The organism is Streptomyces sp. NPDC002817 (assembly GCF_053592055.1).
This window is the reverse complement of sequence record NZ_JBSFUY010000026.1, coordinates 66467-81362: the sequence shown is the minus strand read 5'-3', so window position 1 is coordinate 81362 and position 14896 is coordinate 66467. Positions and strand designations below refer to the sequence as shown.

14 protein-coding genes are annotated in these 14896 nt (G+C 70.8%); 3 read left to right on the top strand and 11 right to left on the bottom strand.

Annotated elements, in window-relative coordinates; all coding sequences use genetic code 11:
- The first annotated feature begins 84 nt into the window (after positions 1 to 84).
- Positions 85 to 894: a methyltransferase domain-containing protein gene (locus ACWD3I_RS35595; protein WP_365396265.1), complete on the top strand. Its 810-nt coding sequence runs from the start codon at positions 85 to 87 to the stop codon at positions 892 to 894.
- 48 nt (positions 895 to 942) lie between these two features.
- Here the strand turns inward: ACWD3I_RS35595 and gatB are convergent, their stop codons facing one another.
- The 10 genes from gatB to ACWD3I_RS35545 form a co-directional block, all read right to left on the bottom strand.
- Positions 943 to 2457 (bottom strand): Asp-tRNA(Asn)/Glu-tRNA(Gln) amidotransferase subunit GatB, encoded by a 1515-nt coding sequence (gene gatB, locus ACWD3I_RS35590; RefSeq protein WP_365396262.1) that lies wholly within the window; start codon positions 2455 to 2457, stop codon positions 943 to 945.
- Positions 2458 to 2472: 15 nt separating this feature from the next.
- A complete protein-coding gene (locus ACWD3I_RS35585; RefSeq protein ID WP_030040520.1) occupies positions 2473 to 2712 on the bottom strand; it encodes a hypothetical protein in 240 nt (79 codons plus the stop codon).
- Positions 2709 to 4211, bottom strand: coding sequence for an Asp-tRNA(Asn)/Glu-tRNA(Gln) amidotransferase subunit GatA (gene gatA, locus ACWD3I_RS35580; protein ID WP_365396258.1), 1503 nt, complete (start codon positions 4209 to 4211; stop codon positions 2709 to 2711). Before gatA ends, ACWD3I_RS35585 begins: the two co-directional genes overlap by 4 nt.
- A 5-nt stretch (positions 4212 to 4216) precedes the next feature.
- Positions 4217 to 4513: an Asp-tRNA(Asn)/Glu-tRNA(Gln) amidotransferase subunit GatC gene (gene gatC / locus ACWD3I_RS35575; RefSeq protein WP_007384860.1), complete on the bottom strand. Its 297-nt coding sequence runs from the start codon at positions 4511 to 4513 to the stop codon at positions 4217 to 4219.
- Between the two features lie 204 nt (positions 4514 to 4717).
- Entirely contained in the window at positions 4718 to 6958 is a 2241-nt protein-coding gene (locus tag ACWD3I_RS35570) for a putative bifunctional diguanylate cyclase/phosphodiesterase (RefSeq protein ID WP_365396254.1), read from the bottom strand.
- 292 nt (positions 6959 to 7250) lie between these two features.
- Entirely contained in the window at positions 7251 to 9443 is a 2193-nt protein-coding gene (gene ligA, locus ACWD3I_RS35565) for an NAD-dependent DNA ligase LigA (protein ID WP_365396251.1), read from the bottom strand.
- A 15-nt stretch (positions 9444 to 9458) separates the two neighbouring features.
- Complete coding sequence (locus ACWD3I_RS35560; RefSeq protein ID WP_365396248.1) at positions 9459 to 10457, bottom strand: methionine synthase; 999 nt, start codon at positions 10455 to 10457, stop codon at positions 9459 to 9461.
- Positions 10454 to 11143, bottom strand: a complete 690-nt coding sequence (locus ACWD3I_RS35555; protein WP_365396245.1) for an SDR family oxidoreductase — start codon at positions 11141 to 11143, stop codon at positions 10454 to 10456. The genes ACWD3I_RS35560 and ACWD3I_RS35555 overlap by 4 nt, the downstream gene beginning before the upstream one ends.
- A gap of 26 nt (positions 11144 to 11169) precedes the next feature.
- Positions 11170 to 11709, bottom strand: a complete 540-nt coding sequence (locus tag ACWD3I_RS35550) for an LOG family protein (protein WP_365396242.1) — start codon at positions 11707 to 11709, stop codon at positions 11170 to 11172.
- A complete protein-coding gene (locus ACWD3I_RS35545; RefSeq protein WP_365396239.1) occupies positions 11706 to 12509 on the bottom strand; it encodes a class I SAM-dependent methyltransferase in 804 nt (267 codons plus the stop codon). Before ACWD3I_RS35545 ends, ACWD3I_RS35550 begins: the two co-directional genes overlap by 4 nt.
- 77 nt (positions 12510 to 12586) lie before the next feature.
- Here ACWD3I_RS35545 and ACWD3I_RS35540 point away from each other — a divergent pair, with 77 nt between their 5' ends.
- Positions 12587 to 12913, top strand: a complete 327-nt coding sequence (locus tag ACWD3I_RS35540) for a DUF427 domain-containing protein (RefSeq protein WP_365396236.1) — start codon at positions 12587 to 12589, stop codon at positions 12911 to 12913.
- Between the two features lie 28 nt (positions 12914 to 12941).
- Positions 12942 to 13724: an alpha/beta fold hydrolase gene (locus ACWD3I_RS35535; RefSeq protein ID WP_365396233.1), complete on the top strand. Its 783-nt coding sequence runs from the start codon at positions 12942 to 12944 to the stop codon at positions 13722 to 13724.
- Here ACWD3I_RS35535 and mnmA read toward each other — a convergent pair.
- Complete coding sequence (gene mnmA / locus ACWD3I_RS35530) at positions 13714 to 14841, bottom strand: tRNA 2-thiouridine(34) synthase MnmA (protein ID WP_365396230.1); 1128 nt, start codon at positions 14839 to 14841, stop codon at positions 13714 to 13716. The genes ACWD3I_RS35535 and mnmA overlap by 11 nt on opposite strands.
- Positions 14842 to 14896 lie beyond the last annotated feature (55 nt).

Sequence of the window (14896 nt, the reverse complement as noted above, 5' to 3'; positions counted from 1 at the left end):
CGAAGCAGGTTGATTTTTTGAAGGTCCGACCGAGCTCCTACGCATCTCTCTTCCCTACGAAGGACTCAAGGAGCCCGTTCACCGATGTCAGACATCACCCCGAGTGCCTCGAGTGAGGACCTCGTCCGGCGGCTGACCCAGAGCCGCTACCCGCGCAGCAACGGCTACGACGTCCGCTGGGCCATCGAGAACCAGATGGGCCCGAACGCGCTGTGGCTGCTGGAGTGGCTGGCGCCCGCCCTGGGCCTCGACCGGCTGCGCCCCGGCGCCCGCGTCCTCGACCTGGGCTGCGGCCGCGCGATGACCTCCGTGTTCCTCGCCAAGGAGTACGACGTCCAGGTCACCGCCGCCGACCTGTGGGTCAAGGCCGACGAGAACGCCGTACGCATCGCCGAGGCGGGTGTCGGCGACCGTGTGCTGCCGGTGTACGCCGAGGCGCACGACCTGCCGTTCGGCGAGGGCACGTTCGACGCGATCGTCTCCGTCGACGCGTATCAGTACTTCGGCACGAACGACCTGTATCTGCCCACGCTGGCGCGGCTGTTGAAGCCGGGCGGGCGGATCGGGATCGTCGTACCGGCACTTCGGGAGGAACTGGAGGGCGACGACCCTCCGGCGCATCTGAAGGAGTACTGGGAGAAGGACCCCGGCTTCTGGTCGTTCCACTCCCCCGCCTGGTGGCGGCGGCTGTGGACGCGCAGCGGGGCCGTGACGGTCGAGACGGCCGACTGGCTGGAGGAAGGCTGGCGCGACTGGCTGCTGTGGAGCGAGGTGTGCGCCGCGGAGAGCCCGAGCGAGTTCATGGCGGACATGGCCCGCTGGTCGGTCGACCTGATGCACGCCGACGTCGAGCATGTACTCGGTTTCGCGCGGGTCGTGGGACGCCGTAAGTGACAGCGGGGCCCCGGAGGTCATCCCTCCGGGGCCCCGCCCACGACTGCCTCAGCCCTCGCTGACGCCCAGCTTCTCCAGGATCAGCTCCTTGACGCGGGCCGCGTCGGCCTGACCGCGGGTCGCCTTCATGACCGCGCCGACCAGGGCGCCGGCGGCGGCGACCTTGCCGCCGCGGATCTTGTCGGCGATGCCCGGGTTGCCGGCGATGGCCTCCTCGACGGCGGTGGTCAGCGCACCCTCGTCGGAGACGACCTTCAGACCGCGCTTGTCGACGACCTCGTCCGGGGTGCCTTCGCCCGCGAGGACGCCTTCGATGACCTGACGGGCCAGCTTGTCGTTGAGGTCACCCTTGGAGACGAGCTCGGTGACCCGGGCGACCTGCGCCGGGGTGATGGCCAGCTCGTCCAGCGACGTGCCCGACTCGTTGGCGCTGCGGGCGAGTTCGCCCATCCACCACTTGCGGGCGGAGGCCGCGTCGGCACCGGCGTCGATCGTGGCGACGATCGGGTCCAGCGCACCGGCGTTGAGGATCGCCTGCATGTCGAGTGCCGTGATGCCCCACTCCGCGACGAGGCGGTTGCGGCGGGCCAGCGGCAGCTCGGGCAGACTGGCGCGGATCTCCTCGACCCACTCGCGCGAGGGGGCCACCGGAACGAGGTCCGGCTCGGGGAAGTACCGGTAGTCCTCGGCCTCTTCCTTCACGCGGCCCGAGGTCGTCGACCCGGTGTCCTCGTGGAAGTGCCGGGTCTCCTGGATGATCGTCCCGCCGCTGTTGAGCACGGCGGCATGCCGCTGGATCTCGAAGCGGGCGGCGCGCTCCACGGAACGCAGCGAGTTGACGTTCTTGGTCTCGCTCCGGGTGCCGAACTTCTCGCGGCCGTGCGGGCGCAGCGACAGGTTCACGTCGCAGCGCATCTGGCCCTGCTCCATGCGGGCCTCGGAGACACCGAGCGCCTTGATGAGCTCGCGCAGCTCGGCGACGTACGCCTTCGCGACCTCGGGAGCACGCTCGCCGGCGCCCTCGATCGGCTTGGTGACGATCTCGATGAGGGGGATGCCGGCCCGGTTGTAGTCGAGCAGCGAGTGGGACGCGCCGTGGATCCGGCCGGTGGCACCACCGACGTGCAGCGACTTGCCGGTGTCCTCCTCCATGTGGGCGCGCTCGATCTCCACACGGAAGGTCTCGCCGTCCTCCAGCTGTACGTCGAGGTAGCCGTTGAAGGCGATCGGCTCGTCGTACTGGGAGGTCTGGAAGTTCTTCGGCATGTCCGGATAGAAGTAGTTCTTCCGGGCGAAGCGGCACCACTCGGCGATCTCGCAGTTCAGCGCGAGACCGATCCTGATCGCGGACTCGACTCCGGTCGCGTTGACGACCGGGAGCGCGCCGGGCAGGCCGAGGCAGACGGGACAGGTCTGCGTGTTGGCGTCCTGACCGAGTTCGGTCGAACAGCCGCAGAACATCTTGGTCTTGGTGCCGAGTTCGACATGGACCTCAAGGCCCATGACGGGGTCGTACGACGCCAGCGCGTCCTCGTACGACACCAGGTCGGTCGTGGTGGTCACGGTGAAACTTCCCTCTCAGCCCAGCAGGACGTCGTCGTCGCCCAGCCGCTTCAGCTCGCGGTAGAGGATGGCGAGGCCGGTGACGATGGCGACGGCGGACACGGTGGCGTCGATCAGGACCAGGGTGTCCTTGTCGGCGCGGGCCTTCTTGAGCCGCTTGGCGACGCCGAACGCGCCGAACGCGGTCCCGGCGATGGACAGGTACGTACCGGACTTGGACTTCTTGAAGCCCTTGGCCTTGGTCAGTGCGCTCACAGCGACGGTGCCTCCTCGAGAAGCGGGTGCCCCCACCTTTCCACGAAGGCGGCCTCGACGGCGGCGCCGACCTTGTAAAGGCGGTCGTCCTTCAGCGCCGGAGCGATGATCTGCAGACCGACCGGGAGGTTGTCCTCCGGGGCGAGACCGCAGGGCAGCGACATGGCCGCGTTGCCCGCCAGGTTGGTCGGGATGGTGCAGAGGTCCGCGAGGTACATCGCCATCGGGTCGTCGGCACGCTCGCCGATCGGGAAGGCGGTGGTGGGCGTCGTCGGCGAGACGATGACGTCGACCTGCTCGAAGGCCTTCTCGAAGTCACGCGTGATGAGCGTGCGGACCTTCTGGGCGCTGCCGTAGTACGCGTCGTAGTACCCGCTGGACAGCGCGTACGTGCCGAGCATGATGCGGCGCTTCACCTCGGGGCCGAAGCCCGCCTCACGGGTGAGGGAGGTGACCTCCTCGGCCGAGTGGGTGCCGTCGTCGCCCGTACGCAGGCCGTAGCGCAGACCGTCGAAGCGGGCGAGGTTGGACGAGCACTCGGACGGCGCGATCAGGTAGTACGCCGACAGGGCGAGGTCGAAGGACGGGCAGTCCAGCTCGACGATCTCGGCACCCAGGTCCTTCAGCAGCGCGACGGACTCGTCGAACCGCTGGATGACACCGGCCTGGTAGCCCTCCCCGCGGAACTGCTTGACGACGCCGACGCGCATGCCCTCGACGCTGCCGTTGCGGGCGGCCTCGACGACCGGCGGGACCGGGGCGTCGATGGAGGTGGAGTCGAGCGGGTCGTGCCCGGCGATGACCTCGTGCAGCAGCGCCGCGTCCAGGACCGTACGGGCGCAGGGCCCGCCCTGGTCGAGGGAGGAGGAGAACGCCACCATGCCGTAGCGGGACACGGCCCCGTACGTGGGCTTCACGCCGACCGTGCCGGTGACGGAGGCCGGCTGGCGGATGGAGCCGCCGGTGTCGGTGCCGATGGCGAGGGGCGCCTGGAAGGAGGCGAGGGCGGCGGAGGAGCCGCCACCGGAGCCGCCGGGGATCCTGGTGAGGTCCCAGGGGTTGCCGGTCGGGCCGTAGGCGCTGTTCTCGGTGGAGGACCCCATGGCGAACTCGTCCATGTTGGTCTTGCCGAGGATGACGACGTCGGCGGCCTTGAGCCGCTTGGTGAGGGTGGCGTCGTACGGCGGGATCCAGCCCTCGAGGATCTTCGAACCGACGGTCGTCGGAATGCCCTCGGTGGTGAAGATGTCCTTCAGCGCGAGCGGGACGCCGGCCAGCGGGCCGAGCTTCTCGCCCTTGGCGCGCTTCTCGTCGACGGCACGGGCCTGAGCCAGCGCGCCCTCGCGGTCGACGTACAGGAAGGCGTGCACCTTCTCGTCGACGGCCTCGATGCGGGCCAGGTGGGCCTCGGTCACCTCGACCGCGGTGAGCTCGCCGGAGGCGATCTTCGCGGCGGTCTCGGCGGCGGTGAGCTTGATGATGTTGACGTTGTCCGTCATGGCGGTTAGTCCTCCCCCAGGATCTGCGGCACCTTGAAACGCTGCTGCTCCTGGGCCGGGGCGCCGGAGAGCGCCTGCTCGGGGGTGAGCGACGGACGAACCTCGTCCGCCCGCATGACGTTCGTCAGCGGGAGCGGGTGCGAGGTCGGCGGTACGTCTTGGTCGGCGACCTCACTGACGCGTGCGACCGCGCCGATGATGTCGTCCAGCTGTCCCGCGAAGTGCTCGAGCTCTTCGGGCTTCAGCTCCAGACGCGCCAGCCGTGCGAGGTGGGCGACCTCCTCGCGCGTGATGCCAGGCATGCAGCGATCCTCTGGGTGAGAGTGTGTGGTTTGGGGCCAATCCTATGGGGCGGCGCCCTGTGCCCGTGAAACGGTTTCCTCGCCCCCGCCGCCCCTGCCCGTTCCCGTCCCTGGGGGCAGCCGCCCCCGGACCCCCGCTGTCGGCCCTCAACGGGCCTCGTCCGCAGACGCCGGACGGGCTGAAAGGGGGCGGAAACCGCCTGGCTACTCGTCGGCGGCAGCCGCCGGCAGAGCCGCCCGCGGGCGCTGCCATCCGCGTGAACCCCGGGCCAGCAGCCAGGCCGTGGCCTCCTCGGCCGGCATCGCCGCCGCCACCAGCCAGCCCTGTACGGCGTCGCAGCCCAGGTCCCGCAGCCGCTCCCAGGTCTCGTCGTCCTCCACGCCCTCCGCCACGACCAGCAGGCCGAGCGAGTGCGCGAGGTCGACCGTGCACCGCACGATCTCCGCGTCCTCGGTGTCGATCGCCAGCCGGGCCACGAAGGAGCGGTCGATCTTCAGCTCACTCACCGGCAGCCGACGCAGATGCACCAGCGACGAATAGCCGGTGCCGAAGTCGTCCAGCGACATCTTCACGCCGTGCCCGGTCAGCCCCGCGAGGGTGTCGGCGGCGCGCTGCGGGTCCTCGAGGAGCACGTGCTCGGTTATCTCCAGCTGGAGCGAGCCCGCGGGGACGCCGTGCCGGGCCAGCCGGGCGGCGACGGAGCCGGCGAAGCCGGGGGTGTGGACGTCGCGCGGGGAGACGTTGACCGCGACGGGCACGTACAGGCCCTGGGCGCGCCACCGGGCCACCTGGGCGAGCGCGGTGTCGAGGACGTACTCCGTGAGGTGCGGCATCAGCCCCGACGACTCGGCGATGGCGATGAACTCGTCCGGCGGCACCTTCCCGCGCTCCGGGTGCACCCACCGGACGAGGGCCTCCAGGCCCGCCACCTGTCCGTCGAAGCGGACCTTGGGCTGGTAGTGCAGCTGGACCTCGTGCGCGTCCAGCGCGCGCCGCAGGTCGCCCAGCAGACCGAGGCGGTCGGGGGTGTTGGAGTCCCGCTTGGACTCGTAGACCTCGACGCCCGTGCGGTCCCGCTTCGCCTGGTACATCGCCACGTCCGCCCGGCGCAGCAGCCCCTCGGCGTCCAGGGCGTGGTCGGGGAAGACGGCGACGCCGGCGCTGGCCTCCAGGACGAGGGTGAGCCCGTCGAGGTCGAGCGGGGAACTGAGGGCCGCCACGAGGTTGCGGGCGACCCGGGTCGCGGACGTCGTGGAGTCGGCGACGGGCAGTAAGACGGCGAACTCGTCACCGCCGAGCCGTGCGGCCTCCGCTCCGCGCGGCAGGGCCGCCTGAAGCCGGTCGGCTATCTGCAGGAGCAGCCGGTCACCGGCCAGGTGGCCCAGGGTGTCGTTGACCGACCGGAAGCGGTCGAGGTCGATGAGCATCAGGGCGGCCCGGGCGCCGATGCGTTCGGCGTCGTCCAGGGCGGTCCAGATCCGTTCGAGGAGCCATTGCCGGTTGGGGAGCCCGGTCAGCGGGTCGCGCAGCTGCTCCTCCGCCCGGGCCCGGGCTATCCACAGGGTGGAGTCGAGGGCGATGAGCGGGATCGAGAAGAGCGGCAGCAGCACCGGTTTGGCGACGGCGACGACGCAGACCAGCGGTGCGATGCCGAGCAGCGCGACCGCGACCAGGCCCTGTCTGACCAGGGCGGTGCGGGCCACGGTGGGCAGGCCGCCGGTGCGCGGGGCGTGCAGGTACCACAGCAGGGTGCGGGTGACCGCGAGGTAGGCGGCCGCCACGAGGAGCACCTCGGGGGCGGTGTAGAAGGTCCAGGTGTCGGGGTTCCAGGGGGCCTCGACGGACGGGATGCGTCCGAACACGGCCAGCACCAGGGCGCCGGCGCCGATGCCGAGGATGTCCACCGCGCCGTGCAGGACGCCCTGTCGCCAGCGGTTCCGCCTGGCTATGCCGACCAGGACGACGACGGTGAGGCTGACCATCCCGGCGGGCACCCAGCCGTACAGCAGCAGCACGGCGAGGGTGAGGGCGGCGCCCGAGCCGGTGCCGCCCCACCAGCGGGCGCGGCCGAGCGCGACCAGGTGGCCGACGATGATGCCGGTCAGCACGGCCAGGGACCAGCCGACGGTGCCGGACGGGAAGAGCGCGTGGCCTCCGGTGAACGCCCGGTAGAAGCCGGCGCCGAGCACGAACCCGGCCGCCGCGACGACCCCGGTGGGCAGTGCGGGCCAGGACAGATGCCGCTCGGACCCGGAGCCCGGCAGCCCGGGGGTGTGTTCGGCGAGCTGTACGGCGTTACGTCCGCCTGCCGCGGAGTAGGGTCCGAGGGCGCGCCCTTCCTCGCCCGGACGGTTCGCGGACCGCGCCGACCACCGGCTCCCCCGCCAGGCGCCCGTCAGCCGGCGCAGCCGTGAGTCCGGGGCGGCGCTCTCGGTCGGTTCCATTCCCGTCCCTCTCACAGCCGGCGGTGCCCACGCCACGCGGCCCATTGCCCGACAAACCCTCGACGGCGCCGCGTTGGAAAGCCCTTCCCCCTGCTCTGGAGGAGCAAGGGGATGCCCCGACCGCAGCTGGGCACGGCAGGCGCACATCTCAACAGTAGGCCGCAGAAGGCTTCCACGGGCAACGGTCGTCGACGGTTGCCCGAATGCGCCCCGGCCACCCGTATGCATCTGGTATGCGCCGATCGGGTGGCCTTCAACCGCTACTCCGCCCTACTCCTCGCCCACTTCGCGCCTACTCCTCGGTCGGAAGCGCGACTTCGGCGGCCGCCTCGGGGCCCTGTTCCAGCAGGACATCGAAGCCGTCCTCGTTCAGGACGGGCACCTTGAGCTGCATCGCCTTGTCGTACTTCGAACCTGGATTGTCCCCCACAACGACGAAAGACGTCTTCTTCGAAACAGAACCGGTCACTTTCGCACCCCGAGTTTGCAATGCCTCCTTGGCACCGTCACGGGTGAAGCGCTCCAGGGTGCCGGTCACGACGACGGTGAGGCCTTCGAGGGGGCGGGGGCCCTCGTCCTCGCCGGAGCCCTCCTCCTCCATGCTGACGCCGGCCGCCCGCCACTTGCGGAGGATCTCCTGGTGCCACTCCTCGGCGAACCACTCCTTGAGCGACTTCGCGATGATCCCGCCGACACCGTCGGTGCCGGCCAGCTCCTTTTCCGTCGCCTGCTCGATCCGCTCGATCGAGCGGAACTCACGGGCCAGCGCCTGGGCGGCGACCGGGCCGACGTGGCGGATCGAGAGGCCGTTGAGGAAGCGGGCGAACGGACGGCTCTTGGCCTCCTCGATGTTCTTGAGCAGGGCGAGCGTGTTCTTCTTCGGCTCGCCCTGCTGGTTGGCGAAGACCGTGACGACCTTCTCCTCGCCCGTCTCCGGATCACGCTTGGGCAGGCCGCTGTCCTGGTCGAGGACGTACGCCTTGATCGGGAGCAGCTTGTCCACAGTGAGGTCGAAGAGGTCGCCCTCGTCGACGAGCGGCGGGTCGGCCGGCTCCAGGGGGCGGGTGAGCGCGGCCGCCGCCACGGCACCGAAGTGCTCGATGTCCAGGCACTCGCGGCCGGCGAGGTAGGAGACGCGCTCCCTCAACTGCGCGGGGCAGGTGCGCGCGTTGGGGCACCGCAGGTCGATGTCCCCCTCCTTCATGGGCTTCAGAGGCGTCCCGCACTCCGGGCACTCGGCCGGCATCACGAACGCGCGCTCGCTGCCGTCGCGCAGGTCCACGACCGGGCCGAGGATCTCCGGGATGACGTCACCGGCCTTGCGGATCACGACGGTGTCACCGATGAGGACGCCCTTGGCCTTGACGACGTCCTGGTTGTGCAGGGTGGCGAACTCGACCTCGGAGCCCGCGACCGTGACGGGCTCGACCTGGGCGTAGGGCGTGACCCGACCGGTTCGACCGACGCCTACCTTGACGTCGATCAGCTTGGTGTTCACCTCTTCCGGCGCGTACTTGTAGGCGATCGCCCAGCGGGGCGCGCGAGCCGTGGAGCCGAGGCGCCCCTGGAGACGGATCTCGTCGAGCTTGACGACCGCGCCGTCGATCTCGTGCTCCACCGAGTGCCGGTTCTCGCCGAAGTACGCGATGAACTCCCGTACACCGTCGAGACCGTCGACCACCTTGTTGTACTGGGCGGTGGGCAGGCCCCAGGTCTTCAGCAGGTCGTAGGCCTGGGAGAGACGGGTCATGCCGTCGAAGCCCTCCAGGGCGCCGATGCCGTGGACGACCATGTGGAGGGGGCGGGTGGCGGTGACGCGCGGGTCCTTCTGGCGCAGCGAACCGGCCGCCGCGTTGCGCGGGTTGGCGAAGGGCTTGTCACCGGCCTTGTTCAGACGGGCGTTGAGCTCCTCGAACTTGTCCATCGGGAAGTAGACCTCGCCGCGGATCTCCACGAGGTCGGGGACCTTGTCGCCGGTGAGCCGGTCCGGGATCTCCGCGATGGTCCGGACGTTGGGCGTGATGTCCTCGCCGCTGCGGCCGTCGCCGCGGGTCGCCGCACGGATGAGACGGCCCTGCTCGTACGTCAGGTTGACGGCGAGACCGTCGACCTTCAGTTCGCACAGGAGGTGGTAGTCGGAGGTGCCGACGTCCTTGGCGACGCGCTCGGCCCAGGCCGCCAACTCCTCGTCGCTGAAGGCGTTGTCGAGGGAGAGCATGCGGGAGCGGTGCTCGACGGAGGTGAACTCCGTCTCGTAGGCCCCCGCGACCTTCTGCGTCGGCGAGTCCGGCGTCCGCAGCTCGCTGTACTCCTCCTCCAGCGCCTCGAGCGACCGCAGGAGCCTGTCGAACTCCGCGTCGCTGACGACCGGAGCGTCCTTCACGTAGTACCGGAAGCGGTGCTCCTCGATCTGCTCAGCGAGCTTCGCGTGCTGCTCCCGCGCCTCGGCGGGCACCGTCGTCTCCGCTTGCTTGTCGCCGGCCACCGTGTTGTCCTCCCGTTACTCTGGGTTGTCCGCGAGGGATCTCGCCGCCTGGGCGCAGTGGGCGAGAGCCGCGCGCGCGTAACTCGGGGAGGCCCCCGCGAGTCCGCACGCCGGAGTGACCGTGACCGCCTCCGCGAGAAGCCCCGGATGCAGCCCCAACCTGCGCCACAGCGTCCTGACACCCATGACGCTACCGGCCGGGTCCGACAATGCCGCGTCCGTGCCGGGCACGACACCGACGAAGAGCCGGGTGCCGTTCTCCACCGCCTCACCGATCGCGTCGTCGTCACGCTCGGTGAGAAGGCTGAAGTCGAAGGAGATCGCCGCCGCACCGGCCCGGCGCAGGAGGGCGAACGGGACGTCCGGTGCGCACGAGTGGACCACGACGGGGCCGCCCCCGTGAACCCCGACGACGTCGCGGAGGGTCGACTCGACGACCTGCCGGTCGACGGCGCGGTGGGTGCGGTAGCCGCTGGCGGTCTTGACGTGCCCGCGGAGCACGGCGATGAGGGAGGGCTCGTCGAGCTGGAGGACGAGTTGGGCGCCGGGGATGCGGCGCTGCACTTCGGCGAGGTGTTCGCGCAGTCCCTCGGCGAGCGATGCGGCCAGGTCCCGGCAGGCGCCGGGGTCGCCGAGGGCTGCCTCGCCGTTGCTCAGCTCCAGTGCGGCGGCGAGGGTCCAGGGGCCGACGGCCTGCACCTTGAGCGGGCCCTCGTAGCCCTGGGTGAACTCCTCCAGGGCGTCCAGGTCTTCACCGAGCCAGGACCGGGCGCGCTTGGTGTCCCGGCCGGGCCGGTCCCCGATCCGCCACCCGCTGGGCTCGACGCGCGCGTACACCTCGACGAGCATTCCGGCGGTCCGCCCGATCATGTCCGCGCCGGGTCCGCGCGCGGGGAGCTCGGGCAGGAACGGGAAGTCGTCGAAGGAACCGGTGGCCGTCCTGGCGGCCTCCCTGGCGTCGCCGCCGGGCAGGGAACCCACGCCGGTGGCGGGAGCGAAGACGAACCCGGTCACCGTCCCGGCCTCACTGTCAGGTCGTTGATCTCCGCGTCCCTGGGCAGGTCGATCGCCGTGAGGATGGTCGTGGCGACCGACTCGGGGTCGATCCACTTCGAGGGGTCGTACTCCTTGCCCTCCTGCTGGTGGACCTTCGCCTGCATGGGGCCGGCGGTGCGGCCGGGGTAGACCGAGGTGACGCGGACACCGTTCGCGTGCTCCTCGTGGCGCAGGGAGTCCGCGAGGGCCTTCAGACCGTGCTTGGAGGCGGCGTACGCGGACCAGGCGGCGTGGGCGTTCAGGCCCGCGCCCGAGTTCACGAACACCACATGGCCACGCGCGACCCGGAGTTGGGGCAGGAGGTGGCGGGTCAGTTCGGCGGGGGCGATCAGGTTCACGTTGAGCTGGTGGTGCCAGGCCTTCGGGGTCAGCTCGCCGACCGGGCCCAGGTCGACGACGCCCGCGATGTGCAGCAGGGAGTCGACCCGGTCGGGCAGCGACTGGTGGGAGAAGGCCCAGGACAGCCTGTCCGGGTCCGCCAGGTCACCGACGAGTGTCCGCGCCCCGGGGAACTCCGCCGCCAGCTCCTTGGCGCGGCCCGCGTCGCGCGCGTGGAGCACGAGTTCGTCTCCGCGCGCGTGCAGACGGCGGGCCACCGCCGCGCCGATGCCGGAGCCCGCCCCGGTGATCACATGTGTAGCCATGCCGCCATGCTCGCATCACCCGGGGGTCACCCGATGCCCTGGCTCTCCTCCAGGTACGCCAGCGCCCCCACCGGCTCCTCCGCGAAGAACACCAGGTCGGTCAGCGGACGCGGCAGGAAGCCCTCGTCGTCCATGCGCCGGAACTGCTCCTTGAGGCCGTCGTAGAAGCCCGCGGTGTTCAGCAGGACCACCGGCTTGTCGGTGTGGCCGTGCTTCTTCAGCTCCAGGATCTCCGTCGCCTCGTCGAGCGTGCCCGTGCCGCCCACCATGACCACCACCGCGTCGGCCTTCTCCAGGAGCAGCTTCTTGCGCTCGGCGAGGTCCTTCGCGATCACCATCTCGTCGACCCCCGGACGGACCTTGGCGGCCAGGAACTCGACGGAGACACCGACGAGCCGGCCGCCCGTCTCCTGCACCCCGTCCGCGACGACCTTCATCAGCCCGACGTCCGAGCCGCCCCACACCAGTGTGTGGCCGCCCTTGCCGAGCAGTTCCGCGAACTCCCGCGCGGGGCGGGTGTAGCGCTCGTCGAGGTCGGCGGCGGAGAGGAAGACGCAGATGTTCATGGGCCCACCGTACGGGCCCGGTCCGACATCGGGGTCACGCGGATCTTCGACTGCCGGTGCGGCAGCCGCTCCCAGTCGTCCATGAACCGGGCCTTCAGGCCGTGGCGTGCGGCGAGTCCGGCCAGGGTCCGTGTGCGGTAGTAGAAGTCCTCGTGCAGCACCTGGTGCTCGCGGCCCTCGGTGCGGTTGAAGGTGAAGTCGAAGAAGCCTCCGGGCGCCAGGACGCGCCCCACATGCGCGAGGCACTGCTCGACGACCTGCCGGGGCGAGTGCGAGAAGACACTGTGCGCGTGGACGACGTCGAAGTACCCCTCGGGCAGGAAACCGAAGGTCAGATCGCCGACGAGCATCAGGTGCGGCAGTTTGGACTGCAGACCCTCGCGTACGAGGGTGCCCTGGGCGGCGAGCAGGATGGCCGGTGAGATGTCGATGCCGTAGTAGTGGCCGGTGTCCAGGTGGTCGATGAGCAGGCGTCCCGCGCGGAGGTTCCCACAGCCGATCTCGAGCACATGGTGCTCCGGGCGCAGGCCGTGGGCCAGCAGGTAGTCGAACTGCATCCGGCCGATCTGTGCCCAGCGTTCGGGCGACGGGTTGTGCCCCACCGCCGCCTCGGGGCTGCGGGCCGTGTCGTCGGCCATCACCGCCCGGTAGTACGCGATGTGCCCGGGGTGTCTCATCCGCAGCCAGGCGTCCCGCGCGGCCCGCCGTGTGTGGGCGGGTACCCGCTCGGGGTGCCGCAGGGCGTAACGGACCCGGTGGACGACGTTCTGGCGGTCTCTGGACGGATCTGCGGCTCCCATGAGGACCTCCTCGGGAAGAACTCGGGGCCGGCGCGCGCTGCATCTTCAACATACGGCTACCCCAAGGAGGCCCGACCGTGACCCAAGGGCACCGCATCACCGTCGAGAAGAGCACCGCACACGTCCGCGTCGTCCACGGCGACCAGGTCCTCGCGGAGACCGACCGGCCCCTCGTCCTGCGCGAGACGGGCTCTCCCGTGCGCTACTACATCCCCGCCGAGGACGTACGCCTGGACCTGCTGACCCCGTCCGGCACCCGCACCGTCTGCCCCTTCAAGGGGACGGCCTCGTACTGGTCGCTGCCGGACGCGGCGGACCTGGTCTGGGCCTACCCCGACCCGAAGCCGGACGTGGCCGAGATCAAGAACCACCTCTGCTTCTACGCAGTGGAAGTCACCGATTAGTCCGGCGGCCGGTGGGAGTCTGCACGGCATGGACAAGAAGACTCTTTCCCGCGACGGCACGCCCATCGCCTACGAAAGCACCGGGCAGGGCCCTGCCGTGATCCTCGTGAGCGGGGCGATGTCGACGGGCGGCACGCTGGCTCCGCTGGCCGTGCCGCTGTCGGACCGGTTCAAGGTCCTCGTGTACGACCGCCGGGGCCGCGGCCAGAGCGGTGACACGGCGCCGTACGCGGTCGGGCGTGAGGTCGAGGACCTCGCAGCGCTGATCGACGCGGCGGGCGGAGAGGCGTGTCTGTACGGGATCTCGTCGGGCGGGGCGCTGGTGCTCCGGGCGGCGGCGAGCGGGCTGCCGGTGCGCCGGGCCGCCGTGTACGAGACGCCGTTCGCGGACTTCTCCGAGCACGGTGCGAAAGGGCGGGCCGAGTACACCGAGAACCTGACCGCCGCCCTCGCCCAGGGCCGGCGCGGGGACGCGGTCGAGCTGTTCCTCCGGCTCGTCGAGATGCCCGACGAGATGATCCAGGGCGCCCGCCGGTCCCCCATGTGGCCCGGCATGGAGGCCGTCGCACCGAGTCTGGCCTACGACAATGCCGTCCTGGGCGACGGCCTGGTGCCCCGGGACCGGCTGGCCTCGGTCACCGTCCCCGTCCTGGCGGTCGCGGGAGGTGCGAGCCCCGAGTGGCTCCAGGAAGCCACCCGGGCGGTCGCGGAGGCGGCGCCGAACGGGTCGTACCGGAGCCTGGAGGGCCAGACCCACATGGTGGATCCGAACGCCCTGGCTCCGGTACTGGCCGACTACTTCACGCCGTAGCGCCCGCCCTCGCGCGCGTGGTCGTCGCGATCGTCGCCGAGCCGACCACGCGCGTGTCGTCGTACAGCACGATCGCCTGGCCGGGTGCCACGCCGCGGACGGGCTCGGTGAAGGACACCCGCAGTTCGCCGTCCACCAGCTCCGCGGTGACCTGCGTCTCGCCGCCATGGGCACGGAGCTGGGCGGTGTAGGTGCCGGAGCCGGTCGGGGCGGTGCCGCACCAGCGGGGCTTGACGGCCGTCAGCGCGTCGACGTCCAGTGCGGCGGCCGGACCGACCGTCACGGTGTTGTTCACCGGGGAGATGTCCAGGACGTAGCGCGGCTTGCCGTCGGCGGCCGGGTGGCCGATACGCAGGCCCTTGCGCTGGCCGATGGTGAAGCCGTACGCGCCCTCGTGGGTGCCGATCTTCGCGCCCGACTCGTCGACGATGTCGCCCTCCGCCTTGCCGAGGCGGTTCGCCAGGAAGCCCTGGGTGTCGCCGTCGGCGATGAAGCAGATGTCGTGGGAGTCGGGCTTCTTGGCGACCGCGAGGCCGCGGCGCTCGGCCTCCGCGCGGATCTCGTCCTTGGTGGTGACCGTGTCGCCGAGCGGGAAGAGCGCGTGGGCGAGCTGCTTCTCGTCGAGGACGCCGAGGACGTACGACTGGTCCTTGGCCATGTCGGAGGCGCGGTGCAGCTCGCGCGAGCCGTCCTGACGGACGATCACCTGGGCGTAGTGGCCCGTGCAGACCGCGTCGAAGCCCAGCGCGAGCGCCTTGTCGAGCAGGGCGGCGAACTTGATCTTCTCGTTGCAGCGCAGGCACGGGTTCGGGGTGCGCCCCGCCTCGTACTCGGCGACGAAGTCCTCGACCACGTCCTCGCGGAAGCGGTCGGCGAGGTCCCAGACGTAGAACGGGATGCCGATGACGTCCGCGGCACGGCGGGCGTCGCGGGAGTCCTCGATGGTGCAACAGCCGCGCGCGCCCGTGCGGAACGATTGGGGATTGGCCGAGAGGGCGAGGTGGACACCGGTCACGTCGTGGCCGGCTTCCGCGGCACGGGCGGCGGCGACGGCGGAGTCCACACCGCCGGACATGGCGGCGAGGACGCGGAGGGGGCGCTGCGTGGAGTGAGTCATAACTCTTCAAGGGTACGGGGGCGCGGGAACCGGAGCCCACGAGTATCCGTTGACG

What these genes read in the sequence shown, in the direction of transcription:
- ACWD3I_RS35595 (WP_365396265.1), top strand. Translation starts at nt 85, where the DNA reads ATGTCAGACATCACCCCGAGTGCCTCGAGTGAGGACCTCGTCCGGCGG.
- ACWD3I_RS35570 (WP_365396254.1), bottom strand. Translation starts at nt 6,958, where the DNA reads ATGGAACCGACCGAGAGCGCCGCCCCGGACTCACGGCTGCGCCGGCTG.
- gatC (WP_007384860.1), bottom strand. Translation starts at nt 4,513, where the DNA reads ATGCCTGGCATCACGCGCGAGGAGGTCGCCCACCTCGCACGGCTGGCG.
- mnmA (WP_365396230.1), bottom strand. Translation starts at nt 14,841, where the DNA reads ATGACTCACTCCACGCAGCGCCCCCTCCGCGTCCTCGCCGCCATGTCC.
- ACWD3I_RS35545 (WP_365396239.1), bottom strand. Translation starts at nt 12,509, where the DNA reads ATGGGAGCCGCAGATCCGTCCAGAGACCGCCAGAACGTCGTCCACCGG.
- ACWD3I_RS35550 (WP_365396242.1), bottom strand. Translation starts at nt 11,709, where the DNA reads ATGAACATCTGCGTCTTCCTCTCCGCCGCCGACCTCGACGAGCGCTAC.
- gatA (WP_365396258.1), bottom strand. Translation starts at nt 4,211, where the DNA reads ATGACGGACAACGTCAACATCATCAAGCTCACCGCCGCCGAGACCGCC.
- ACWD3I_RS35555 (WP_365396245.1), bottom strand. Translation starts at nt 11,143, where the DNA reads ATGGCTACACATGTGATCACCGGGGCGGGCTCCGGCATCGGCGCGGCG.
- ACWD3I_RS35535 (WP_365396233.1), top strand. Translation starts at nt 12,942, where the DNA reads ATGGACAAGAAGACTCTTTCCCGCGACGGCACGCCCATCGCCTACGAA.